The organism is Sphingomonas sp. AP4-R1 (assembly GCF_013113735.1).
Lineage (GTDB): Bacteria > Pseudomonadota > Alphaproteobacteria > Sphingomonadales > Sphingomonadaceae > Sphingomonas_I.
On record NZ_CP053346.1, the window covers coordinates 2,410,521 to 2,436,805 of the forward strand.

The following is a 26,285-nucleotide window of genomic DNA, read 5'->3' on the forward strand; positions in this document are numbered from 1 at the left end:
CTCCTTCCGCTTAATATGCTGAGGGGGCGTCGATATGCTCGATCGCCCCCTCGTTCATTCGATCAGAACTTGTAGCTACCCGTCAGGAAGAAGGCCCGAGGAGGCGACGGAATAACGGCGATCAGCTGGTTCGGATTGGCGGCAACGTCCGCCTTGGTGAGGTTCTGGCGATTGAGCGCCTCTGTAAAGCCGCCCCCCTTCGCCCACGACAGGATGCCATAGTTGTTGAAGACATTGTTCACATTGAACTGAATGTTGAACCGAGATGTCACATCGTACGAAATGCCAGCATCGACCGTGCTGAAGCCCGGCAGATAAAAGGCATTGTTACGATTGGCCGCGCGCTTGCCAAGGTAGCTGTATGTGGCGAAGAGCGATAGACCTTCCTTTGGCGTGTAGGTCGCTGTCGAACGAACGATGATCTTTGGATTGTTGTCCGCGTCGCCTTTGGGCGTCATCGTCAGAACATCGTCAAACCGCGATGCTGTTGGGCCGGCGCTATAGGCACCAAAACCCGATGCCTTGGGGTTCTGCAACGTGACCGCGGCATAGAGATTCAGCTGTCGTGTCAGATCGACATTGCCTTGGAACTCGACGCCATACGTCTCGATCTGCCCATAAACCGGCGGCGGCGTATACTGGATATTGTTCTCATCGGTCAGCAGCGTGACGTCGAACACCTTTGTCAGTTTGCTGTAGAACGGATAGGCTTGGAGGCTGAGGCCGCGCCGCTGATACTTGATCCCGATCTCGGCCTGCTGGATGCGCTGCGAGACGGGAAACACGGTGTTCACGGCCGCAATGGTGTTTATGTTGGAGATCAGGCGGAAGTCTGGCGCCTTCTTGCCATCCGTGTAGCGGACGTAGGTCTGGAACTCATTCGTCCATTGATAGGTGGCCGCCGCAGAGAAGTTGACATAGCCGAAGTTGCGTTTTGCCCGGACCGGGAAATAGCTGTACGTCGCGTTATCGTAGAGCGTGAGTGGATTGCCGTCCACGCCACCATCGGTCAGCCGGTTGCCGGTGTAAGGGCGGGCTACTGTGTTGGTGACGTCATAATCAAGGAGTTCGCCACGGACGCCCACGTCGATGCTGAGCTTGTCGGTCACCTGCCAGGTATCGCCCGCGAAGCCTGCGAAGTTGTTCTGGGTGCCGCGGAAGCCCTGGCCGAAATTCAGGCCGAGATGATTGCCGAAGCCGGACGGGTCGGTGACCTGGTAGACCGTGCCGCCGGGCGTGGTCAGCGTCACGTCGAGCATCTGTGGCTTGTTCGTCAGTTGCGCGAAACCCACGCCGCCATCGAGAACCTGCCGGTTGAGGCGCCCGAGGAAGATGTAGGTACCAACCGTCACCTTGTGGTTTCCGATCGACCCCGACAGGGTGAACTGGTCTTGAAACTCGGTGGCGCGATATTTCTGAGCGAATGCAGACTCGTTGATGACGCCGTTGGCGAGAATCTGCTGGTTCGGCAGATTGTTGCTCAGCACGCTGTAGCTGGATCCGTTGGTCGACACTCTCGCAAGCGTCGCGCCCGAGTCTCGATCGCGATAGGTCAACACGCCGCTCAATCCGTTCACGCCGAGATAGCGGTTACCCGTGGGGTCCGTGAGCGGGACGGCAAAGGTATTGGCGCCCGTGGCCCAGTCCGACGTGTTGTGTGAGAAACGCGCATTGTTGGCGATGTGCCAGTCGTCGTTAATGTCGTGGGTCCAGGAAAGTCCGATCGACTGGGCTCGAGTATGGACCAGGTCTGCAGCATCGTAGGATTCCTGCCCTCCGGTGCCGTTCGCGTAGGCATGTTTGGAGCGCGCAGGCAGGACGGACGAATAGTTATTGAAGGGCGCCGCGATCTTCGGATCCGCATAGTTGAACGCGGGCAGGAACTCGGGAAAGCTGATATGATCGTCGAGGAATTTGCCCGAAAGCGTCAGCGTGCCGTTGCCATAGTCCCATTTGAGATTGCCACGGATCTGGCCGCCATAATTGAATGCATAGCCGGCGTCGCGAGCTCCGTCGCTGTGCCGATAGAAGCCGCCGACGGCATAGGAGAGGTTCGTGCCTCCGATCCGGCCGCCGGTATAGGCGTCCGCACGATAATATGGGTTACGGCCATCCCCTTCCAAGCCGACCTTGGCAGATATCTCGGTGCCCGGTCGATGGTCTCCGTCGCGCGACTTGTAGTTGAACACGCCGCCCGGGGCGTTAGGGCCAACGATCGCGGCCGTGCCGCCGCGCAGCGCCTCGAGACGGTCAAGATACAGGTCTGTTCGCGTGAAATAATCAGGGCCGAAGTTGCTGGCGAGCATTCCTTCGACCGGAAGGCCATCTTCCTGAAGTGACACGTAAAAATAGCCACCCGATGCATCGAGTGAGTTGGCGGATACGCCGCGCGAATAGACAACCGCGCGAGCTTCGCCGAACGCCGAGTTCACGAACACGCCTGGAACGTTCTTAAGCAGTTCGGCCGCGCTCAGCGGGCTCTGTTGGCGGATCTTGGTGTTGTCCACAGCCGTGATCGAGATCGGCGCGCGTTCGATGGTCGTGGCGCTCAGCGAGCCGGTGACGACAATATCCGCGGCTTGTGAAATTTCACTGCTCGAATCGCTGGAAGCGGATGTCTGCGGCGAGTCGGCATTTTGCGAAGATGAAACGGATAATGCCGGGGAATCCGCCGTCCTGGCATAAGATGCACTGGAAATGACAGCAGCAAATAAGCTAATTGAAGATAGATAATATGCTTTGTGCAATTTAACCTCCCCTTGATTTATTCAAATTGCTTGCAGGAATTTGAATTCTTGCTTCCATTATACTTGGAATGACAAGATATTGACGATTGAAGACTCGCGAGTGTTGTTCGCCGTCCTCTGCCGTCCCATTAGAGGAATGCAAAATGGGCTGCAACAGAAATTTCAGATGGGGGCGGGCGCGGCTGGTCCCGAGGGGCTTGGCGAAGCCCGCAGCCTAGCGAGCCGCCCTGGGGCGGGGGGAGAGCTTGGCGAGTACGCCGTAAACCTCGGAGAGCATCGAGCGTACGATTTGCTCAGCCTCGATGGGGTCTCCGTTGAGAACAGTGTTCACCAGCGTCAGGTGCATCGCGATCGTTTCGTCCAGGCTTTCGCGTGATCCCAGGCGCGAATGAAACAGCCAGCCGGACCGGCGATATAACGTTTGCAGCGGCATGAGCGTGTTTCCCAGCAGCGGCTCGTCGGACGCCTTGAGTACCAGCGCGTTAATATCTCGATCGACCACATTGAATTCGGCAAGCGACATGGTGCCTGAGCCTTGTGCAAGCATTGCAGCAGTCTGCGCCAACGCCTCGCGGCAACCGGTGTCGGCGCGTTGCGCAGCGAGCTTGGCCGCGAGCGCCTCCATCTCGATGCGAACCGGAAGGAGGAGGCGCTCTTCCTCAAGGTCGAGCGGTGCGATCCGCAGACCTGCGCGCGGCAAAACCTGTATGAGTCGAGCGACGGCCAAACGCTTGACCGCGTCGTGAACCGGAGTTCGCCGAAAACCGGATACTTCCTCCAATTCACTCAGTTTTGTTCGTTCGCCAGGGGCTAGGTCGGATGTGACGATCAGCATCTCCAGCTTATCATAGGCTTGTTCAGAGAGGCTTGCCTGCACGTGTGTACCCTAGTGAATTTGCTGTCCGCGGGATGGGGAGATCGTTGCGCGTCGATCCCCATCCCGTCATAGGTATCGATGTTGGTCCTGGACAATCCATTTCGCCATACACGAAGGCTCGGGCATATCTCCGGCGATGATCCCTGTTGACACCCGCGCGCCGTGTCCAAGGAATATGCTCAAAACGCCTGGATGATTCGGGTGCTGCCTCTGTGATGGTCGCAACATATCTGAGCATATAAGGGCCGGACTTTGCCTGACGATTCCCGCCCCACGCCAGGAATAGTGAAGGCCTACGCCACACTGTCTTGTTGCACATATCGTATAACGTATACTAAAGACCCGGACCTCTGTGGTGTCCGAGGTGGATGTCGCTAGACAGGCAGGCAAAGTGTTTGTGATGGCGCTCGTTATCAGGAACCTTTCCAGCCAAATTGTCGAGCTCGTTCGCGATCGCATTCTGTCTGGAAGCGTGGCTGGTGACGGGCCGATCCGCCAGGACGCACTCGCTGCTGAGCTAGGCGTGAGCAAAATTCCCCTACGCGAAGCGCTCGGCCGCCTTGAACAGGAAGGTCTGGTCCGTTCAGAAACCAATCGCGGGTTTTTCGTCCGAACGTTGAATGCCGAGGAGGTGGAAGAGGCTTATGAGGCACGCCTCGCCCTCGAGCCAGATGTTGTGGGAATTGCTGCTTTGAGAGCGACTGACGGTGAGCAGCGGCTTGCGATCGCAACCTGCGATGCGCTTAATCAAACGACTGAGATGGGCGTCGGGGTTAGCGCCTTCAATCGCTCGTTTCATCTTGCCCTCATCCGCCCGAGCCGACAGTCGATCAGGATCAGCATTCTCGAGAGGCTCCACGTTTTGTCCGAGGTCTATATGCGCAAGCATCTCGAGCCCCTCCGCCGAGACGGGCGGGCGAATGAAGAACACCATTCGCTGCTGCAAGCCTGGCTCGCGCGCGATCAGGTCAAGACCGCAGACCTGATGCATGCTCATATCAACCAGACGCTTCTTGACTTCCGTCAGCAGTTGTCCCGCCATGCCGGCAAAACGAAGAGCATGGGAATGCCATAGGGCCGGATGCCGTTAGTCTGCACGCAGACGGGGCGAGCCTGTAAACGGCAAGCGAACGTCGCGTCCCCGATATATGGTCCCCGATATATGTCGGTCCGATCGTCGGACCGCACCTGTATCCAGCAGGTCTTACCAAGAGAAATGCGCTTGCACTCAGGATACGATCGTGAAGCCAGACCCTGACCTGATCGGCAGGATTTTCGCGCTGGTTGTCCCGCCTGCCGCCGCTTTCCGGAGAGGACTGTCAGCCGGCAAAGCGAGGCGGTCGCGTCAGCTGTCGTCGTCTTCGACCAGAAGCGTCGCGCTGCCTTCGGCATTCAGGTCCAGCATGTGTTTGCGATCGCGGGAATAGGGCTGCCAGATCGGCAGACCAGAACCGTTTGGATCACCCGTGCGGACGAAGTTGACCATATACCGACTCGCGACCTTGGCCGCTGCGCGGTCCGTCGCTGTCGTTTCCCCGCCATATTTGACTGCGGCGGTATCGAAGAAGAAGGGGATATCGGTTGCGTGTCTGGCGCCTTTCGTCTCAGGCGTTCGGGCGGATCCGGCGACGTAAGAAAAACGATAATAATAGACCGGTACGCCTTGGCCGGCGAGCGTGGTGACGGCCTCGCGTGTTCCGGTGACCATCCGTCCCTTCGGGCCGCCCATATCGTCGCTGGTCGCGCCGATCATCGCCGGAATATGCCTGAAGTGGCCCTCACGATAGGCCTTGAGATTGTCGACGGCCAGGCGACCGTCGATGACCGGCCCCAAGAATGGGCGAGGACCGGGCGCGCTCATCGTGCTCATATTGAGGCCGTTCATGACGCGATCGGCCGGCAGCGCGCGCAGTCTCGACACTGCGTCGGGCGCATCGCGTGCGATGCCGTTTGCTTCGGCGAATGTAGCGCCCGCGGTCTCTGCAGCGTTCAGGGTCGCGTCCGCGGGCCGACCGGAAGGCCCGGACAGTATCACCATCCGCTGGAACAGCCCTTGCGCTATCGGGGAAGTGGCGAGCGCGTGGATGGACATGCCTCCCGCGCTCTCGCCGACGATCGTAACGTTGGCGGGATCTCCGCCGAATGATGCGATGTTCCGCTTGACCCATTTCAGCGCGGCGAGCTGATCCATATAGCCATAGTTCGCCAGCAGCCCGTCATCATCATTTTCCCGCGTCAGGGCGGGGTGCGCGAAAAAGCCGAACCGACCGATCCGGTAATTGAAGCTGACGACGACGATTCCTTGCTTGGCCAGCTCTGCACCCGAATAAGTCGGCGGCGAGGCTCCGCCGTTGACGAAGCCTCCGCCGTAGATCCAGATCATGACAGGCAGCTTTCCGTCCGATCCCGCCGGCCGCCACACATTTGCGTAAAGGCAATCCTCGGCGGGTGGCATGCCCAGCGGAGCGGCGTCGCTCGGGACGGGGATCTGCATGCAGTCATTGCCGTAGCCGGTCGCAGCGCGAACTCCGGTCCATGACGCGGGCGGTTCGGGCGCCCGCCAACGCAGGGATGCAACGGGTGGGGCGGCAAACGGAATGCCTTTGAACATGTTCACTCCGTCCACGGTGGCGCCACTTAGCACCCCGGTCTCGATGCGGACCTGCGGGGCATCCGTGGCGGCAACACAAAAGCCCATTGCGACGAGGCAAAGGATCGAAACAGAAAATGCGTTTCTCATGCCAGTCTTCCTTGGTGGGAAGGGTGGGGGGGGCGAGGCGGCAGATCCTTCGGCGCGCGACCATATTGCAATAACCGATGATCAACGTTGCGATGACCAGTAGGCCGACACCGCTCCAAGCCACCAGCCTAGTCCGAGAAGATGCGGACCTTCACTCACGGAAGGCGCATCCCCGCACCATGCCGAAAATGACGATCGAGGCCGTGTGTATCGCCCACGGCGAGAAGCCGACCTTCCTCAACTGGCCCTCGCCCATGGTGTAGAAGGGGGGGCGACTAGGCGCTCGCATGGTCGCGCGCCGATCCCTGCTGACAGGGCTCGAAAGCGAGGCGGCTCTCATGCTGTCAACAGATAGGCCAAGAATGGCCGTAGGACAGCGGTGCCGGCAGCGATCATGCCCGATCCTCTCTTCCAGTATTGTCGGTTTGTCCGACTTGCCATTCGATAGGACAATTTAGTAGGGTTCTGACGAGGAATCGTCAATGCACGCGAATAAGACAGCGCTGTCTTGTTTGGGGGCGGTGAAGCACTTGTGGTTCTGAGGGAAGGATCTGGACCGCAAAAGTCCGACTGCTTTTCCGTGAGGCAGATGACGATTGAATAAGGACGGTAGAGCGTCCGGCTGAGGGGGGTGATAATGGATTGTTCTCGTAGAGCGATACTTGCCGGCGGTGCGGCTCTCGGCTGGGCGACGGTCGCTCCGGGCCTGCTTGCAGCCGATGCCGAGGTGGTTGCCACCTCGATCGCACAAGGGCGGCTGCAGGGGCTGCGGGAACGTGGAGCCTGCGTTTTTCGTGGTATCCCCTACGGTGGGAGTGTCTCGTCCACCGAGCGTCGCTTCAAGGCGCCACCGCCACCGCCGTCATGGACGGGTGTGCGGGACGCGACCGTCTATGGCTCGCCGTCGATCCAGGCGGGGGCTTTTCCAGGGGAGCCGGTTGCAGCAGAGGATTGCCTGTTCCTCAATGTCTGGACGCCGGCGCCCGATGGCGCGCGGCGGCCGGTGATGTTTTATAGCCATGGTGGTGGCTTTACCGTCGGTTCGGGCAACCGGCCTGCGCAGAACGGGGCCAATCTCGCGCGTCTCTACGATGTCGTTGTGGTCGAAGCGAACCACAGGCTCGGCCTGTTCGGTTATCTTTATCTCGGCGGTCTGCTCGGGCCTGAATATCAGGGCAATCAGGGCCTGCTGGATCTGGCGGCGGCCCTGAGGTGGGTGAACGAGAATATCTCCGCGTTCGGCGGGGACCCCCACAATGTAATGATCTTCGGCGAGAGCGGGGGTGGCGGTAAAACTGCCGCACTCTATGCGATGCCCGCCGCGTCGCCCTATTTTCACAAGGCGTCGATCGAAAGCCCGATCGGACCCGGCAACCGCACGCCCGATGAGGCGACAGACGTCGCACGGGAAACTATGCGCGCGCTTGGCCTGACCGATCCTCGCAAACTCCTGGAGTTGCCGGCGGAACAACTGCTGCGTGCACAGACCGGCGAGGCCGATGCTACCGTCCCTGGCGCACGTAGTGGTGGCGCGCCGCGTAACAGCCGCGATCGCATGTTCTGGCCGATCATCGATGGGAGCATCCTTCCTGAATCGCCGTTTCATCAGCACGCGCCGGTCATCTCCGCGACCAAGCCCCTTATCGTGGGCGGGTGCAAGGACGAGGCGGTGTTCTTCAATTTTGGCGACGCGTCCGCATTTTCGATGAGCGAGGCCGACCTTAAGGACCGCCTCTTGATGATGTTGGGTGACCGCACGGATGCCTGGATCCGGACCTTCAGGGCTTCGCGCCCGGCCGCGTCGCCGTCCCAACTCTACATGGCGATCGCGACGGCGACGCCTTGGCGCGCCTATGCCGTACGGATTGCGGAACAGAAGGCGCAGGAAAAGCGGGCGCCGGTCTTTTCCTATATCCTCGACTATCAGTCTGAGAACACGGTGCCAGGCACGAACTATCCGGTGGGCTCGCCCCATGCGTCAGACATCGCGACCAAGTTCAACAATATCGGGCCGCAACCCGGCGAACCGGTCAGGCCGGCCGGACCGTTGGGTGATGCCAGCCCCGGCAAGCAGGCGACCGCCGCGAATATGAGCGCGATGTGGGCCGCCTTCGCCCGCACCGGGCGACCGACCATTCCCGGTCAGCCGGAATGGAAGCCGTATTCCCTGGCGGCCCGCGAGACGATGCTGATCGACGCACAATGCACTCTCGTGTCCGACCCAGAAAAGCCGGAGCGGCTTTTCTGGGAAGGCGAAAAGGACGCGGGTGCGATCCGATGAAGGGCATATATCGCATGCGACACGCGCCTTTTTGCTTCGCTCTCGCGTTCACCGGCCTAGCATTCTCGTCAGTCGCGCAAACGGGCAGCGACGGCGACACCATCCGTCCGATCCAACCCAGTGCGACTGCCATGCCGCTCAACCAGCTGCTCGATGATCCTCGCGCAAAGGAGATTGTCGGCCGTCATGCACCCAAGGTGCTGGGAACGGGCGGACCGCAGGCGCGATCGATGACGCTTGCGGATATCCGCGCCTTCGCGCCGGATAACCTTCCCGCGGATGCCTTTGATCGGATCACAGGCGAATTGGCGGCGTTGCCGCCGACACCCGCTGCGATTGCCGCAGCGCGTGCCGCAACCGACGCGGCCGCTCAGGCACGGCTTGATCCGGCAGCGCCCTGGATTACGCATCCTGCCGCCTTCTCGGCGGATTTCCGACAGGCGCCCGTAGCGCTCCAATTTCGCCGCACGATCAGTTTGACGATGAAGCCGTCGACGATGCCGATCCGCGTCAGCGCGGACAATCGGTTCATCCTCTACGTGAACGGAGTGCGGGTAGCAGCAGGCCCTGCGCGCGGCGATCTGGCTCATTGGCGTTACGAGATCGTGGACATCGCCCCGTATCTCAGGCCGGGCGCCAACACGATTGCCGCGCAGGTTTGGAGCGATGGCAAGGTCGCGCCGGTCGCGCAGATTTCGACGGGCCATACCGGCTTCATGCTCAAGGCGGAAAGGCCTGAGGATTCCACCATCGATACCGGGCCGGACTGGAGCGTGCGCGTCGATGCGTCACGTCAATCCAGTTCGGGAATGCGCCAGCTGATCGGCGAGGTTGGCCCGACTTACTACGCAGCAGGCGCTCCCGAACAGCTTGTAGCGGGTTTTCAGCTCGACGGCTGGGCGACCGGTGCCGACCGCGCGCAAGACTGGCGGTCCCCGGTAGCGGCGATCACCGAAGGGGCCAGACGACGAACCTTGGTGCCGGATGTGCTGCCGCAGATGCGCTATGCGACCGTGGCGAGCGGTCGTGTGGTTCGGGCAAGCGGCATTTCGGCAGGGGCCTTCCCGCGGGGGGCCGTAATCGTGCCGGCGCACAGCGAGGCTAAGCTGCTGATCGATGCCGGTCGCGTACTCGCCGCCTATCCGGCGCTGATCGCAAGTGGAGGGCGGGGCGCGACGATCACGCTGACATATGCCGAGGCGCTGTACGATCCGGTCAAGCGCGGTGACCGCGGTGGGCCAGTCCGCTTTCCTGACCGCGCCAAGGTGGATGACGGCCTGGCTCTGGGGCTGACCGATACTCTGATCGCCGACGGGCGTCCGGACCGGGTTTTCGCGCCCTTCTGGTGGCGGGCGTGGCGTTATGTCGAGGTCCGCGTGAAGACGGGGGACCAGCCTCTCACGCTCGATCGATTCGAAACGCGGGAGACGGGCTATCCGTTCGAGCAGCGCGGCCATTTCACCAGCAGCGACCCGCAATTGAACGAAATTTGGCGGATTGGCTGGTTAACCGGACTGTTTGATGCACACGAGACCTATCAGGATTCGGCATATTGGGAGCAACTTCAATATGTCGGCGACACGCGCATTCAGGCGCTGTTGTCTTACGACGTAGGTAGGGATCCGAAGCTCGCCGTGCAGGCACTGGATGCCTTTGACGGCTCCCGGGTGGTGGATGGCCTGCCCCAATCGTCATGGCCTATCTCAGGAAGCAACCCGATTCCTCCCTTCGCCTTGTTGTGGATCGGGATGCTTCACGATTACTGGCTGCGGCAGCCAGACACTGCGGTCCTGAAACGGACGCTGCCGGGCATGCGCGCCGTGCTCGACTGGTATGCCCCCTATGTCCGTGACGACGGCATCGTTCGGGCGAGCCCGGGCTGGCTGTTCGTGGACTGGCGCGATGGCCAGGACGGCGGGCGGGATCGTACCGGCAAGGCGCCGGACAATTGCGTCATCTCCCTGCTCAGGCTCGGCGCCCTGAAGGAGGCGGCCGATATCGAAAATGCGGTCGGCGATCCGGCACGCGCGCGGAGCGATGCCGAGCAGGCCGGCATCGCGGCTCGCGGTATCCAGGCGCAATGCTGGGACGCCGGACGGCGCCTTTATGCCGACACGCCGTCAAAGACCGGGTTCAGCCAGCATGCCAATACGCTGGCGGTCCTGTATGATGTCGCGCCCAAGGCCGAGCAGAAGGCGCTGCTGGAGCGGGTCATCGTCCCAGGGCACGGTATCGATGCGCCAGCCGGGATCATGGGCACGACCTTCTACTTTTCTTTCTATCTCGCGCGCGCGCTCGATCATGCCGGATTGTCGGATCGCTATCTGGGGCTGCTGGATTCGTGGCGCGATCTTCTGAAACAGCACTTCACGACGTGGCCCGAAAATCCGGATCCCAGCCGATCGGACAGCCACGCATGGAGTGCGCATCCGACCAGCGGGCTGCTGACGTACGTGGCGGGCATCCAGCCTGCGGCCAGCGGCTTCTCCAAGGTGAGGATCTCGCCACATCTCGGCGAACTTCGAACGCTGGACGCCGCGATGGCGCATCCGGCGGGACTGATCAGCACGCGTTACAGGCAGGTGGGCAACGGTCTTGAGGTCGAGATCGACCTGCCTCGCGGTCTGACCGGAACATTTGTCCATGCAGGGCGCGAGTGGCCGCTTAAGCCAGGCTCCAATCGCATCAGGTCGCCTGCAGGCAAACCCTGAACTGACCCACGAACATTCAGAAAGGGGGAATGAAAGTAATGACGTTCGGAGGATTTGCAGCGGCAGTCGCGATGACAGCGCTGGCGGCGGCAGCGACCGCAGCTCCGGCCCAGCGGCCATGGATGGACAAGAGCCTGTCGCCCAAGCAGCGTGCGGATCTGGTGAATGCGCAGCTGACGCTGGATGAACGCATCTCGCTCGTACACGGGATTGCAGCGGTACCGATCAAAGGCAGGAAGGTACCGCCTGGCATCCCCATTGCGGCCGGCTACATACCCGGTGTAGCCCGGCTCGGCATCCCGGCGCTGTATGAGACGGACGCAAGTTTGGGGGTGACCAATCCGATGCGGTATCGCGTTGGCGACGGAGCGACCGCGCTTCCGTCCGGGCTTTCCTTGGCCGCGACCTTCAACCCCGATATCGCTTATGCCGGCGGCAAGATGATTGGGGCGGAGGCGAGGGCAAAGGGCTTCAACGTCCTGCTGGCGGGCGGCGTCAACCTCACGCGCGACCCGCGTGCGGGTCGCAACTTCGAATATCTGGGAGAGGATCCGTTGCTCGCTGGCCTGCTGGCCGGCGCGTCGATCCGCGGCATCCAGAGCAACAATATCGTCTCGACGATCAAGCATTTCGCGCTCAACGATCAGGAAACGCTGCGCCATTCGGTGAACGAAAGGATCGAGGAGGGGGCTCTTCGCGAGAGCGACCTGCTGGCATTCGAGATCGGTATCGAGCAAGGGCGTCCGGGCTCCGTCATGTGCGCCTATAACCTCGTCGAGGGAGCGCAAGCGTGCGGCAATGATTTCCTGCTGAACCGCGTCCTCAAAAGCGACTGGTCTTATCCGGGCTGGGTCATGTCGGACTGGGGCGCTGTCTATGCGACCGACTTCGCCGTTAAGGGCCTGGACCAGCAATCGGGTGAGCAGATCGACAAACAGGTCTGGTTCGGTGCGCCCCTCAAGGCGGCTGTTCAGGCGGGCAGCGTACCGGCCGCTCGTCTGAACGACATGACCGGGCGCATTCTCCATGCGATGTTTGCGACCGGGCTTATCGACCATCCCCTGCCCCCCAAGAAGATGTCGATCGACTATGCCGCCAACCGCAGGATCGCGGAGAAGGCGGAGCAGGAAGGGATTGTCCTGCTGCGCAACCGTGACGGGGCATTGCCACTCGCAGCGTCTGCCAAGAAGATTCTCGTCATCGGCCATTATGCCGATCGCGGCATGATGTCGGGTGGCGGTTCGTCGCAGGTCTTCTCGCCGGACGTCACCGCCAAGCAGATCATCGAGCTTGGCACCGGCGGCCGGACGGAGATGGTGGCCTGGCGTCGGATGGTACTTCAGGGGCCCAGCCCCTATGATTCGATCCGTACACGTGCGCCGGGCGCGACGGTGGAATTCGATGACGGGCAATATAGCGCAGCTGCGGCAGCGCGGGCGAAAAAAGCCGACGTCGTCATCGTCTTCGCGTCGAAATGGATGGCCGAGGGCGCCGATGCACCCGACCTTACGCTGCCGGATGGGCAGGACGAACTGATCGCGGCGGTCGCTACGGCCAACCCGAATACGATCGTGGTTTTGGAAACGGGCGGACCTGTCGTCATGCCTTGGCTCGATCGCACCGCCGGCGTTCTCGAGGCCTGGTATGGGGGTGCCGCTGGCGGCGATGCCGTGGCGGACGTTCTGTTCGGGCGCATCGTGCCGTCGGGTCGGCTGCCCATGACATTTCCCCGCTCGGTCCAGCAACTTCCGCGGATGGACATTGCGGGCATGTCCTCCGCGCCCCTCGCGTCCGTTGACGCCGATCACGACGAAGGAGCCGATGTCGGCTATCGCTACATCGCGAAGACCGGGCACGAACCATTGTTCCCGTTCGGCTTCGGCCTCTCTTATACGCGCTTCGATTATTCGGGCCTGAAACTCCAGGGCGGTCGAACGATGACTGTGACATTCGATGTCACCAACGTGGGCGATCGCGCGGGGATGGATGTGCCGCAGGCCTATCTGACCCAGGCTGGCGGAAAGGCAGTAAAACGGCTCGTGGGCTTCCAGAAGGTCGCACTTGCTCCCGGCGAAAAGAAGCAAGTCACGTTGACAGTCGATAGCCGCCTGCTCGCGAACTTCGATGCTGCTGCCCGTCGCTGGTCCGTACCGGCGGGGGCTTACCGGGTGGTTGTCGGTGCCTCTTCGGCAGACAGACGGCTGGAAGAGACGACCAATATGGAGGCCGCGTTTATCAAGCCCTGAGGAGTGGGGCCGGAGCGGATCGCTAGCATGGTCCGACCGTTCTGTCCATTATTGACAGGGCTGTCATATTCCATCACGCTCCAGGCAAGGGACTAAGAGCCCGTAAGGCGGCAGGAGGGACGTGATTTGCGCATCGCCGCACAATTCGTGCGTGGTCCGGAGGACGGAGCTGGCGGCTTGACGGTCCCGGATCTGCGTCGCCATCCCTGTTCCGGCGAGGCTGGGCGCGTTGTGCAGACCGGCCAGGACATGGCTCCGGGGGCGGCCTTTCGATCGGGATCGCTCCGCTCCGAAGCGCTTCGGGACGAGGGGGCGGAAAATGGAGCGAACGACTTTCTTCCCGTGCTTCCAGGAACGGAAAGCTTGGCAGTGGCTGCGGGAGCGTGGCTCGTCCTGGCTTTCCACTGCGAACCGGACAAAGCGCCTCGTGTTCAGTTGATTGTCGCCGAAAATATCGCTGTCGCAGGGCGCGTGGCCCCCTTCGACCGGCCGGTCTGCGCCGTTCCCGCAGCTGCGATTGAACGGTGGAACACGTCCCAGCGCGTGGGCGAGATCGGCACGATCGGGATCGAGCCAGGAATGTACTTCCTGACCCCGCGATTGGAGGATCTTTGCCGAATGTTCGTCCAGGTGTCCGGCGCGCATGTCGCCAACAGGGCGCACAGGTCTGTCAGGTTCAATGAATTGGTTTGCGAGACGATTGACGCGTTCGTCCAGAACGCGCTTTTCGTAGCGTGCGGAGGTGAGCGCTTGGCAGCCACAGAGCGCGATCGGCTTGACCGGGCGCGCCGGCATATCGTGACGCACTATGCCGACAAGCTTACCATCTGCCAGATCGCACGGGCGGCGGGGATCGGGCGTGCGAAACTCATTCGCGGTTTTCGCGAGCTTTACGGCTGCACAGTCCATGAAATGATGACGACGACGCGGCTTGAAGTCGCCGCGACAATGCTTCGCGGAACGCTGCAGCCGATCTCCCGGATCGCGTTCGAATGCGGTTATCACAGCAGTGCGGCTTTCGCGCGTGCCTTTGCCAAATATTACGGCTCCTCGCCATCAGCGTTTCGCAGCGAAGAGTAATCTTATTTTCTCAAACTTCTGCCGGATGCGGGCGCGGCAGAATATCTTCTCATAAGCTCGCGCGGAGAGGGCAATTGGAGTGGGGCGGATCGTCGATCGCCGTGGCTGCGGCCGTGGCCAGTCTGGTGTCAGCGCACGCGGGGGCGCAGTTCGAGCCCCTGACCGTGCAAAAAGGGCCAAAGCTCGAGGCGGTGACGGCTTTTCCGCCACCCGGGACCTATGCCAACACGACCGGAATAGCGCTTGGTGCCGCTCCTGGTGCTGCGATCCACTATACCTGGGACGGCAGCAAGCCCACCGAACAGAGCGCCCGGATCGTGCCAGGCCAGCAGTTGTTTGTCGCCGGCGTCTATGAAGGCCAGAGAGGGGTGACGTCGGGCTATACGATCCGCGCGGTTGCGACGAAGGACGGGTTTACCGACAGTGATCCGGCCACGTTCTCCTACACCGTGGAGCGCCGAGATCGGACCACGTACATTTCCGAAGACGTCGCCGACGGCGTGCGCATGATCCGCGATTCCGACAACGACAAAATGTTCCTGATCCGAGGAACGAAGGCCTATGCGCTGATCGATACGGGCATGGGGCAGGGGGCATTGCGCGACTATGTGGCGCGCTTCACAGGCGGCCTGCCGGTGATCGTCATTTTCACGCACAGTCACGGCGACCATATCGGGCAAGGCGGCCAGTTTGTCGCCGATTCCACAGAATATGTCGGCGCAGGGGACCGTGCCGCAGTTGCGCAGTTTCTTGCCCGCCAGGGTGCCGAGCCGGCGATGATCGAGGCGCATCTGAAGGTTGTCGGCGATGGAGCCCGTGTCGATTTGGGCGACCGGGCGCTCGAAATATACGAGGTGCCGGGCCACACGCCCGGATCGATCGCAATCTTCGATCCGGCCAGCGGCAATCTGTTCACAGGCGATACGTTCGGGAACAATTCTCCGCTGCCGCCGGATGTGATGTGGATGCAGGGATATCGGCAGTCGCTCGATATCTATCTGGCCAATGTTCGTACCGTGCGCGCCAAACTGGCCGGACGCGTAAAGCGGATCTTCACCGGGCATAATGACCGCCCGCTGGAGGGCACCGTCTTTCTCGACAATCTGCAGCGGGCGATACAGCGTGGGCTGGACGAGGGCGATCAAGCGCTGATCCCCTCGTGGAGGCCGGCAGGCATCGTCCAACTCGTCCAAGGCGACCGCCGCGCGGATCCCAACTGGTTTGGCGTGAACGTCAACCGCGAAACTTACCTGCCGGCCGCGCCGGACCAAATCGCCGGTCTGACCGGTCTGGCCATCAGCGGCGGCGTGCTGTCTCGCCGGTTCGATCCCACGATACGAGACTATGTCGTGACGCGGCTCGGGCGGAGCGCGGTGACGATTGCGGCTATCCCCACGTCCAGCCGATCGCAGGCTTTGCGCATCGACGGCAGGGCTGCGCGCTCCGGTATGCCTGTCCGGATCGTCTCGGGGCACAACGACGTCGTGATCGAGGTGGTGGCGCCCGACGGCAAGACGAGGGCCCGCTACGGGCTGAAGATCGAGAACGGGCGCCCGGGCGGTTGAGCCCCAAACGGCATCCATCCGCGTCGGTACCGGCCGTCTTTGGCACCAGTCACTTCGGGAAAGCCAGATCATGACCCACAAGCTCTTGTTCACCTCGCTTCTTGCTTCCGCCGGCCTGTGCGGCATGGCCACCTGCCTTGTCGCTCAATCGCCGGCAAAAGCGTCTGATCCCCTTCGTTCGGGATTTGCGGATCCTGGTGCGTCGGCGCGGCCGCGTGTGTGGTGGCACTGGATGAACGGGAACGTGACACCGGAGGGTATCCGCAAGGACATGCAATGGATGAAGCGGGTCGGGATTGCCGGCCTGCAGGCGTTCGACGCGGGGCAGGCGACGCCACAGGTGGTGACCAAGCGGCTGCCCTACATGACGGATGGGTGGAAGGCGGCGTTCAAGGAGGCCGCGACGCTGGCGGACAGGCTGGATCTGGAACTGGGGATCGCGGCGTCGCCGGGCTGGAGCGAGACCGGCGGCCCGTGGGTGACGGCGCCGGATGCGATGAAGAAGATGGCGTGGTCCGAGACGCGGATCGCGGGCGGCAAAAGGTATCATGGCGTCCTGCCCAAGCCGCCTACGACCACGGGGGTCTTCCAGACCAGCGTGGGCGGTACGATGCTGGGTGGGCGTGCGCCGGGGCAGAACCCGCCTGAATATTATGCGGACCAGAAGGTGATCGCGGTGCGTGCGCCGGACGATTCCGTGCTGCCGGTGCCGACGATCACATCGAGTGGCGGCACGCTCGATGCCGCCGCCTTATCGGACGGCGACATCACCAAGACGGCCGCCGCACTGACGAGCGCAAAGGATGTGGGCGGCATCTCGTGGATCCGGTTCGATTATGGAAAGGTCGTCGTGGTGCGGGGGCTGACGGTCGCGTCGTCGATCATCGCGGCTTATTATGACGCGCTCGAGCCGAGCTTGCGCGAAGGCACGCCTCCGTCATCCTTTCGCCTCGATGCCAGTGATGACGGCGTGACATGGCGCGATACCGGCGCGGTCGTGTTCGCAGGCCGGCCTCAGCGGACCATCTCCGTGGACAGCGTCAAGGCGCGCTATTTCCGGTTTGTCAGCATCCGGCCGGCCCAACCCGCACCGCAGCCGGTCAAGCGCTTCTCGCGTCCGGTCGGTCCTGTGCCGGACAGTATCGACATCAGGGAATTGGTGCTGCGCGGCGAGCCCACCGTGCACTCGTTCGAGGAGAAGGCGGCCTTTTACAACAACACCCATTATTACGGCCTGCCTGGGGGCACGGCGGGCGCGGCGCCGAAGGCAGGCGAAGTGATCGACCTGACGGACCGGATGCAGCCGGACGGCACGCTCGACTGGCAGGTACCGCGCGGCAACTGGGTGGTGTTGCGGATCGGCTATTCGCTGACGGGTGCGATGAACCGGCCGGCCTCGCCGGAAGCGACGGGGCTGGAGGTCGACAAGCTCGATCCGGCGGCGGTGAAGCGCTACATGGATCATTATCTGGGTATGTATCGCGATGCGAGCGGTGGCCTGATGGGCGAGCGCGGCCTGCACGCGATGATGTTCGACAGCTGGGAGGCCAGCAACGAGAACTGGACGCCCAAGATCATCGCCGAGTTCACGCGTTTGCGCGGCTACGATCCGACGCCGTGGTTGCCGGCGCTGGCGGGGTTTGAGATCGGCAATGCCGGCCAGAGCGACGCCTTCCTGTTCGACTGGCGGCGGACGCTCCAGCAGCTTTTGAAGGTCAATCATTATGAGCAGCTGACGGCCATGCTGCACGATATCGGTATGATCCGATATGGCGAAGCGCACGAGGAGCTGTTCGCCACGATGGGCGACGGCATGGAGATGAAGCAGTCGGCCGACGTCCCGATGGCGGCGATGTGGCAGGTGAACAAGCCGGGCGAGATCGAGCCGGTCTATTATAACGACATCCAGGAATCAGCTTCGGTCGCGCACATATACGGGCAGAATATCACCGCTGCGGAATCTCTGACCGGGGGGGCGCCTTTTGGTTCGGCACCATGGGATCTGAAGCCGACCGCTGATGCGATCCTGCTGGCGGGGGTGAACCGCTTCGTGATCCACACATCGGCGCATCAGCCGATCGACAAAGGTCCGGGCATGACGCTGGGCGTCGGCCAGTATTTCACGCGCAATGAAACGTGGGCGGAGCAGGCCAAGCCTTGGGTCGACTATCTGTCGCGCGCCTCCTTCATGCTCCAGCAGGGGCGCGGGGCGAACGATGTCGCCGTCTTCTACGGGGAGGCGGGACCTGTCATCGGCAGTTATCGTGAAATCTATCCGGCGGTGCCGGAGGGGTACCGCTACGATTATGTCAACGCCGATGTGATCATCAACCAGTTGGGGCTTCGGGACGGGCATTTCACGACACGGAGCGGAATGGACTATCGCGCACTGTTTCTGGGGCGCGGCGCTGAGCGCATCACCTTGCCGGTCCTCGAGAAGCTCAGATCGTTCGTTGAAGGTGGTGCGACCCTGATTGGTCCGAAACCCCTAGGCTCGCCGAGCCTGTCAGACGATCCTGCCAGGGTGAAGGCAATTATCGACCTGCTCTGGCCCGGCGGAGATGTCGCGATGGTGGGCAAGGGGCGTGTGTTTGCTGCGGCCGATGCTGCGGGCGCGCTGGCGGCGATCGGACTGGCTCCCGACGTTACCTACGCAAAGCCGCAGGCGGACAGTAAAATGATGTTCATCCACCGGAAACTGGAGGATGGGGACGCGTATTTTCTGTCGAACCGCCACGATCGCGCGGAACGAATTGAGGCCAGCTTCCGGGTCGCGGGGCTGAGGCCGGAATTGTGGGACCCGGCGACAGGGCAAGCCCGTCCCGTCTCCTATCGCACCGAAGGCGGCCGGACGCTGGTCGATATACCGTTCGACCGGTTCGGCTCGATCATCGTGCTGTTCCGGGGGGCTGCGCCAGCGCCGTCGCGACAGGTGGCGGAGGCGGCACCGCACATTGTCGCGACGATTTCGGGGCCCTGGGACGTCACCTTCCAGCCGGATCGGGGCGCGCCTGCCGCCGCGCGCTTCGATCATCTGAGCGATTTTCGCGCCAATGCCGATCCTGGCATCCGCTATTTCTCCGGCATCGCCACCTACCGGACGACGCTGGACGTGCCCCGCATGACGGCGAAACGCGCGTCCGGCTTATGGCTGGATCTCGGCGACGTGCGCGATCTGGCGGAGGTTGTGGTGAATGGCACGCCGGTGGGAACGGTGTGGAAGCCACCTTACCGCGTCGACATATCGAGAGCGGTCAGACCGGGACGCAACATCGTGGATGTCCGATCGGTCAATCTGTGGGTCAATCGCCTGATCGGCGATGTCCAGCCCGGTGCGACGAAGAAGGTCACGTTTACGGCAGCGGACGGACAGATCGACGCGACAACGGCACGGGGGCGCTCGGCGCAGATGCCCTATAAGCCCGACGCTCCGCTGCGCCCATCCGGCTTGCTGGGCCCTGTGACGCTTGTCGAGCAGCAATGACGAAAGAAGGCGGGTTTGCCGATCGCCAGTTCAAACCCCGCACGTTGGCGCCGTGCCAACGTAAAAGTCAAAAATGACAAACTCTCGCGCTCGATAGCATTTCGCATACTCGGATGTTCTGGCTATCGTATTTGAATATAAGGATAATATATCAACATATTTGTTTCTAAAGAAATTGACAGCGCTCCCGGAATCGCCTTAGAAAGTCGATGCAATGCGGCGGTCGGGAAAACCCGAACAATGATCCGCAGGCGGAGGAGAGGGGCTGTGAAACATTCGAAGCTATTCGTGCGTCGGCTGCAGATCGTTATGCTGGCGGGGACTGCATCGTCGGCGATCTTGCCGGCTTTAGCTCAGGCGCAAAGCATGCCGGCTACACAGCAGGATGCTGCCTCATCACAAACGCCAGAGCCCGAAACTGGGGAAAACTCGCCCGCGGTGCTTCCAGCGAGAGCCGCGTCTTCCGGGCCAAGTGATGCCGAGATCGCCGAGATCATCGTGACCGGCACAAGCATCCGTGGAGCGGCGCCGGTAGGCTCGGCCCTGATCAGCGTGACGCGTGATCAGATCACGGCGATCGGCGCGCAGACCACGCAGGACATCATTCGCAATACGCCGGCCTTTGGCGCATTCGGACAAGCTCTCGTGCCGACGGGGGACTTCGGTCAGGTCGGCATCAAGCCGTCCATCCACAATATCGGAAACGGTGCCACTCTCACGCTGATGAACGGCCATCGCCTGGTCGGAGCGGGCATTCTTCAGACCAACGCCGATCCGTCTGTCATACCGCCCGCAGCCGTGGAGCGTATCGAAGTCATCGCGGACGGTGCGTCGGCGATCTATGGCTCCGATGCGGTGGCTGGCGTGGTGAACATCATCCTGCGGAAGAACTTCAACGGCATCGAACTGTCCGGGCGCTACGGTTTCGCCGACAATTATCGCACGTTCGACCTCAACGGGGTCATCGGGCGCAGTTGGGGGACAGGATCGATCATGGTCGCGGGCGAGTTCACCGGCAATGACTCGCTGTTCGGACGCAATCGCGATTATGTGCTGCAGGACCAGCGCTCGATCGGGTTCAACGATCTGCGGACCACCGCGTCGATCCCGCCGAACATCACCATGCAGGGCGTGACATATGCATATCCCGGTTTCGGTACGACGCCCAATCTCTACGATAGTTCGCAAGTCGGCAGCCTAATTCCCCGCTCAAGGCGCTACAGCTTCGCCGCTTATGCCCGGCAGGAAGTCACCGACCACATCGAACTGTACAGCGATGCCTTCTATTCTCGGCGCAAATCCGTCGTGACGGTCGATCCCGGCGGCATCACGCCAACCATCACGACTGCCAACCCGTTCTTCGTGCGCGTGCCAGGCACGACGGCGAACACGCAGATCGCGCGTCTCAGTCTGCTCCCTTTGATCGGGGCTCTCTATACGCCGTCCAAGCTGAAAGGCATGGGCATCGTCCTCGGTACGAATATCGATATCGGCAGCGACTTCCGGGTGACGATCGAAGGAAACCTTGGGCACGAAGACGATACCAACAAGCAGCAGACCATCAACAACAGCGCGGTGGCGGCGGCCGCCGCAGGCACGACGACGGCCACAGCGCTCGATCCCTATACGGGGCGGACGAATCCGAGCGTGGTCGCGGGCCTGGTTGGCGTGAACGATGCCCGAAACATCCAGAATCTGCGGGAGGCTATGGCCAAGATCGATGGCCCGCTCTTCGATCTTCCCGGCGGATCCGTGAAGATCGCGGCGGGTATCCAATATCATTATGAATCGTTGAAGCAATCATACAACACCATCGGCGTTAACGGCACCCTGGTGTCGAAGCTGAGCCGTAACTTCCTTTCGCAATATGCCGAAGTTCTGATCCCGGTGTTCGGTGACGATTTCGTGTTTCCATTGTTGCGAAAGGTCGATCTGTCAGCATCTATCCGTCACGATAAATATAGCGATGTCGGAAATACGACGAACCCGAAGTTCGGTATCAACTGGTCGCCGGCGAGGGGCATGAACCTGCACGGCTCCTACGGAACGTCGTTCCGCGCCCCACCGCTGGCGGACAAGAATCCGGCGAGTATCGACACGCGGGTGCAGCCGCTCTTTGCAAGTACGCAATTCGCGCCCCCCGGCGCACTGCCTTCAAACTATTTCTATCTGGCGGGCAGCGATCCCGGTTTGACGCCGGAGAAGGCGAAGACTTACTCGGCGGGCGGCGATTATTCTCCGCCGTTCATTCCCGGCCTGACCCTGGGGGCGACGTGGTGGCGGGTGAAATATTCCAACATCGTCTCCATCGCATTTCCGCCTGCACTTTATACAGATTCTAGCCTTGCGCAGTATTTCACCAACAATCCCACAGATGCGCAGATCGCCAATTTTATCGGAAATCTCCGTGTCGACGGTCTGGCCGCGAACGACCTGGCGTCGCGCGTAGCCTTGCTGTCGGGCGCGACGCGGATGATCGATCTGCGACGTAAGAACCTGGGCGTGCTTGATGCGCGCGGCATCGACTTCACGTTCAATTACAAGCGCTCGATCGGACCGGGCACGTTCCTTGCGAACTGGTCCGGAACGCGGATGAGCAGTTGGGAAACGAAGGTTTCTCCGACCGCGCCCACGGTGGATAACTTTGCCAACGGGACGCAGATTCGCTGGCGGTGGCGTGGATCGGGAAGCTATTCGATTGGTGGTGCAAACCTCCTGCTTGCCTATAATTATGTAGGTGGCTTCACCAATCTCGGCGTCGCGGCGCAGCCCAGGGTCAAGGCGTTCAAGACCCTTGATCTTGTGGCGAGCTACGAGATCAAGAGCGATAGCTTCCTGAACGGACTGGAGCTTACGCTCAATATCGACAATCTGACCGATCAGGATCCACCCATCCGCTTCTCGGGCAATGGATACTCTACCGTATCCAATCCGCTCGGGCGCACATTCACCTTCGGCGTCCGCAAGAAATTCTAGTTCCCCACCTCGGGCCGGGTTCCGCAACGAGCCCGGCCCTGTTTTCTCAAGCGGGAACGGTCGAGGTCCGAGGTGACGCGCGATCGGCTTCTCATGGATGGCAAGGCTATGATGATGATGCACGACCGACACGTCTCGAAATCGATGATGTGGGCGCTGCTCTTAACAGCGATGCCTGCCGTCGCTCATGCGGCCGTCGCCTCGCAACCCGCATCGTCTGATCCGCTTCTTTCGGGATTTGCGGATCCTGGTGCGTCGGCGCGGCCGCGTGTGTGGTGGCACTGGATGAACGGGAACGTGACACCGGAGGGTATCCGCAAGGACATGGAATGGATGAAGCGGGTCGGGATTGCCGGCCTGCAGGCGTTCGACGCGGGGCAGGCGACGCCACAGGTGGTGGCCAAGCGGCTGCCCTACATGACGGATGGGTGGAAGGCGGCGTTCAAGGAGGCCGCGACGCTGGCGGACAGGCTGGATCTGGAACTGGGGATCGCGGCGTCGCCGGGCTGGAGCGAGACGGGCGGCCCGTGGGTGACGGCGCCGGATGCGATGAAGAAGATGGCGTGGTCGGAGACGCGGATCGCGGGCGGCAAAAGGTATCATGCCGTCCTGCCCAAGCCGCCGACGACCACAGGTCTCTTCCAGACCAGCACGGCCGGGTGGACGCTCGGAGGGCGTGCGCCGGGGCAGAACCCGCCGGAATATTATGCGGACCAGAAAGTGATCGCGGTGCGCGCGCCGGACGATTCCGTGCTGCCGGTGCCGACGATCACATCGAGTGGCGGCACGCTCGATGCCGCCGCCTTGTCGGACGGCGACATTCTGAACGGCGCGATTGATCTCCCGGCCGGTAACGAGACGGGGGGCGTCTCGTGGATCCAGTATGATTATGGGAAAGCCGTGACGATCCGGGGACTGACGCTCGCGACGCCTTTGTCATCCCGTTATTATGATGCTCTGGATCCGCGCCAGCCGGGTTTTGCACCCACGCTCTTCCGTTTCGATGCGAGCGACGATGGCGTGACCTGGCGCGATACCGGTGCACAGGTGCAGGCGGGGCTGCCGCAGCGGACGATTTCGGTAGACGACGTGAAGGCGCGCTATTTCCGCTTCGTGAGTGTGCGGCAGGCGCCGCTGCCTCCACCCGTGCGCGTTCCGCGCTTCGCGCGCCCGTCGCCGCCGCCGCCGGCGACCGTACAAGTGAACGAACTGGTGCTGCGCGGCGAGCCCACCGTGCACTCGTTCGAGGAAAAGGCGGCCTTCATCACCAACGGCAACTATTACGGCCTGCCTGGGGGCACGGCGGGCGCGGCGCCGAAGGCAGGCGAAGTGATCGACCTGACGGACCGGATGCAGCCGGACGGCACGCTCGACTGGCAGGTACCGCGCGGCAACTGGGTGGTGTTGCGGATCGGCTATTCGCTGACGGGTGCGATGAACCGGCCGGCCTCGCCTGAAGCGACTGGGCTGGAGGTCGACAAGCTCGATCCGGCGGCGGTGAAGCGCTATATGGATCATTATCTGGGTATGTATCGCGATGCGAGCGGTGGCCTGATGGGCGAGCGCGGTCTGCACGCGATGATGTTCGATAGCTGGGAGGCGGCGAACGAGAATTGGACGCCGAAGATCATCGCGGAATTCACGCGGCTGCGCGGTTATGATCCGACGCCGTGGCTGCCGGCGCTGGCGGGGTTCGAGATCGGCAGCGCGGCGCAGAGCGACGCCTTCCTGTTCGACTGGCGGCGTACGCTCCAGCAACTGCTCAAGGTCAATCACTATGAGCAACTGACGGGTATGCTCCACGATATCGGTATGATCCGCTACGGGGAGGCGCATGAGGCTTTGTTCGCCACGATGGGCGACGGCATGGAGATGAAGCAGTCGGCCGACATCCCGATGGCGGCGATGTGGCAGGTGGAGCGGCCGGGCGAGATCGAGCCGGTCTATTATAACGACATCCAGGAATCAGCTTCGGTCGCGCACATATACGGGCAGAATATCACGGCGGCTGAATCTCTGACCGGGGGACCGCGCTTCGGATCTGCCCCGTGGGATCTCAAAACGACCGCCGATGCGATCATGTTGGCCGGCGTGAACCGTTTCGTGATCCACACCTCGACGCACCAGCCGGGCGACAAGGGCCCGGGAATGACGCTCGGCCCGGGCCAGTATTTCACGCGCAATGAAACGTGGGCGGAGCAGGCCAAGCCCTGGGTGGATTATCTGTCGCGCGCGTCCTTCATGCTGCAGCAGGGGCGCAGTGCGAATGACGTGGCGGTCTTCTATGGCGAGGGCGATCCCGTCATAACCTTCTACCGTACGCGCTATCCGGCGGTGCAAGAGGGCTATCGCTACGATTATGTGAATGCCGACGTCATCCTGAACCGGCTCAAGGTGGTCGATGGGGCGCTCGTGACGGAAACAGGGATGCGTTACGGCGCGCTGTTCTTCGGGGCCGGGGCGGGCCGCGTTTCACTGGCAGTGCTGGAGAAGACGCGAGCGCTGGTGGAAGCGGGCGCGATCTTGATCGGCCCGAAGCCGGCAGGCTCGCCGAGCCTGTCCGACGATCCGGCCAAAGTGACGGCGGCGATCGACGCGCTGTGGCCGGGCGGCGAAGTGGCGAACGTCGGCAAGGGAAGAGTGTTCGCGGCAGGGGACACAGCGGCAGCGCTTGAGGAGATCGCGCTGCCCCCCGATTTCAGTTATGCCAAGCCGCAGCCGGACAGCAACGTCATGTTTTTGCACCGCCGGCTGGATGATGGCGACATCTACTTTCTGGCAAACCGCGTGGAGCGCTCCGAGAGGGTCAAGGCGAGCTTCCGCGTGACGGGGAAGATACCTGAATTGTGGGATCCGGCGATGGGACAAGCCCGTGCCGCGTCCTACCGGATTGCGGGCGGGCGCACAGAGGTCGATGTGCCACTTGATCCTTTCGGCTCGTTGTTCGTCGTGTTCCGAAAGCCCGCAGGGAGCATGGAGCATGCTGCGCCGGACCCCGTATGGCAGACGCGCACGCGGCTGATGGGGCCATGGACCGTGGCTTTCCAACAGGGGCGAGGCGCTCCCCCGACCGCCACCTTCCCGGACCTGGCCGATTTCCGAGACAATAAGGATCCCGGCATCCGCTATTTTTCGGGCATTGCGACCTACAGCAAGGATATCACCATATCCCGCGCCGATCTGGTTGATGGCAAGGCGGTGTGGATGGATCTCGGCAAGGTTAGCAACCTGGCCGAGATATGGGTGAATGACAGACTCGCCGGCACGGCGTGGAAGCCGCCTTACCGGGTCGATATCACCCGCTTTGCGCGGCCAGGCCGAAATCATGTCGAGATCCGCAGCGTCAATCTCTGGGTCAATCGCCTGATCGGGGATGTGCAGCCCGGCGTGACGAGCAAGATCACCTTCACCGCAGCCGACGGAGTGCCTCGAGCCGGAATTACCGCCGAAGAGGCTCAACGCGAGCGACGAATGCCCTATGCTGCGAGTGATCCGCTGGTCCCGTCCGGATTGCTGGGCCCCGTGACAATACAGGTCGAGCAGCCGTAAACCCGGCAAGCCTCGATTCGAGGGGAGCG

Annotated in this window: 12 protein-coding genes; 9 read left to right on the forward strand and 3 right to left on the reverse strand. The window is 62.1% G+C overall.

Going from position 1 to position 26,285, the window contains the following annotated elements; all coding sequences use genetic code 11:
• Positions 1-62 precede the first annotated feature (62 nt).
• Complete coding sequence (locus tag HL653_RS11350; protein WP_171744616.1) at positions 63-2,747, reverse strand: TonB-dependent receptor; 2,685 nt, start codon at positions 2,745-2,747, stop codon at positions 63-65.
• A 214-nt stretch (positions 2,748-2,961) separates the two neighbouring features.
• Complete coding sequence (locus tag HL653_RS11355; protein ID WP_171744617.1) at positions 2,962-3,624, reverse strand: GntR family transcriptional regulator; 663 nt, start codon at positions 3,622-3,624, stop codon at positions 2,962-2,964.
• Between the two features lie 400 nt (positions 3,625-4,024).
• On the opposite strand from HL653_RS11355, the gene HL653_RS11360 reads away from it, so the two are divergent.
• Positions 4,025-4,699 carry a GntR family transcriptional regulator gene (locus HL653_RS11360; protein WP_171746918.1) on the forward strand — a complete coding sequence of 225 codons (675 nt, stop codon included), beginning with the start codon at positions 4,025-4,027 and terminating at the stop codon, positions 4,697-4,699.
• 270 nt (positions 4,700-4,969) lie between these two features.
• On the opposite strand, the gene HL653_RS11365 is transcribed toward HL653_RS11360, so the two are convergent.
• Positions 4,970-6,322, reverse strand: coding sequence for a carboxylesterase/lipase family protein (locus tag HL653_RS11365; protein ID WP_253718037.1), 1,353 nt, complete (start codon positions 6,320-6,322; stop codon positions 4,970-4,972).
• Between the two features lie 679 nt (positions 6,323-7,001).
• On the opposite strand from HL653_RS11365, the gene HL653_RS11370 reads away from it, so the two are divergent.
• The 8 genes from HL653_RS11370 to HL653_RS11405 all read left to right on the forward strand — a co-directional run bounded on the left by HL653_RS11370 (position 7,002) and on the right by HL653_RS11405 (position 26,256).
• Positions 7,002-8,645, forward strand: a complete 1,644-nt coding sequence (locus HL653_RS11370) for a carboxylesterase/lipase family protein (RefSeq protein WP_171744619.1) — start codon at positions 7,002-7,004, stop codon at positions 8,643-8,645.
• Positions 8,642-11,356, forward strand: a complete 2,715-nt coding sequence (locus HL653_RS11375; protein ID WP_171744620.1) for a family 78 glycoside hydrolase catalytic domain — start codon at positions 8,642-8,644, stop codon at positions 11,354-11,356. Before HL653_RS11370 ends, HL653_RS11375 begins: the two co-directional genes overlap by 4 nt.
• Before the next feature lie 122 nt (positions 11,357-11,478).
• Positions 11,479-13,602 (forward strand): glycoside hydrolase family 3 protein, encoded by a 2,124-nt coding sequence (locus tag HL653_RS11380; protein WP_253717912.1) that lies wholly within the window; start codon positions 11,479-11,481, stop codon positions 13,600-13,602.
• A 126-nt stretch (positions 13,603-13,728) separates the two neighbouring features.
• Entirely contained in the window at positions 13,729-14,682 is a 954-nt protein-coding gene (locus HL653_RS11385; RefSeq protein WP_171744622.1) for an AraC family transcriptional regulator, read from the forward strand.
• Positions 14,683-14,756: 74 nt separating this feature from the next.
• Positions 14,757-16,247 (forward strand): MBL fold metallo-hydrolase, encoded by a 1,491-nt coding sequence (locus tag HL653_RS11390; RefSeq protein ID WP_171744623.1) that lies wholly within the window; start codon positions 14,757-14,759, stop codon positions 16,245-16,247.
• Between the two features lie 232 nt (positions 16,248-16,479).
• Positions 16,480-19,731, forward strand: a complete 3,252-nt coding sequence (locus tag HL653_RS11395) for a glycosyl hydrolase (protein ID WP_253717913.1) — start codon at positions 16,480-16,482, stop codon at positions 19,729-19,731.
• Positions 19,732-19,998: 267 nt separating this feature from the next.
• Positions 19,999-22,707 carry a TonB-dependent siderophore receptor gene (locus HL653_RS24480; protein WP_171744625.1) on the forward strand — a complete coding sequence of 903 codons (2,709 nt, stop codon included), beginning with the start codon at positions 19,999-20,001 and terminating at the stop codon, positions 22,705-22,707.
• Positions 22,708-22,992: 285 nt separating this feature from the next.
• Positions 22,993-26,256: a glycosyl hydrolase gene (locus HL653_RS11405; RefSeq protein ID WP_253717915.1), complete on the forward strand. Its 3,264-nt coding sequence runs from the start codon at positions 22,993-22,995 to the stop codon at positions 26,254-26,256.
• Positions 26,257-26,285: the final 29 nt, after the last annotated feature.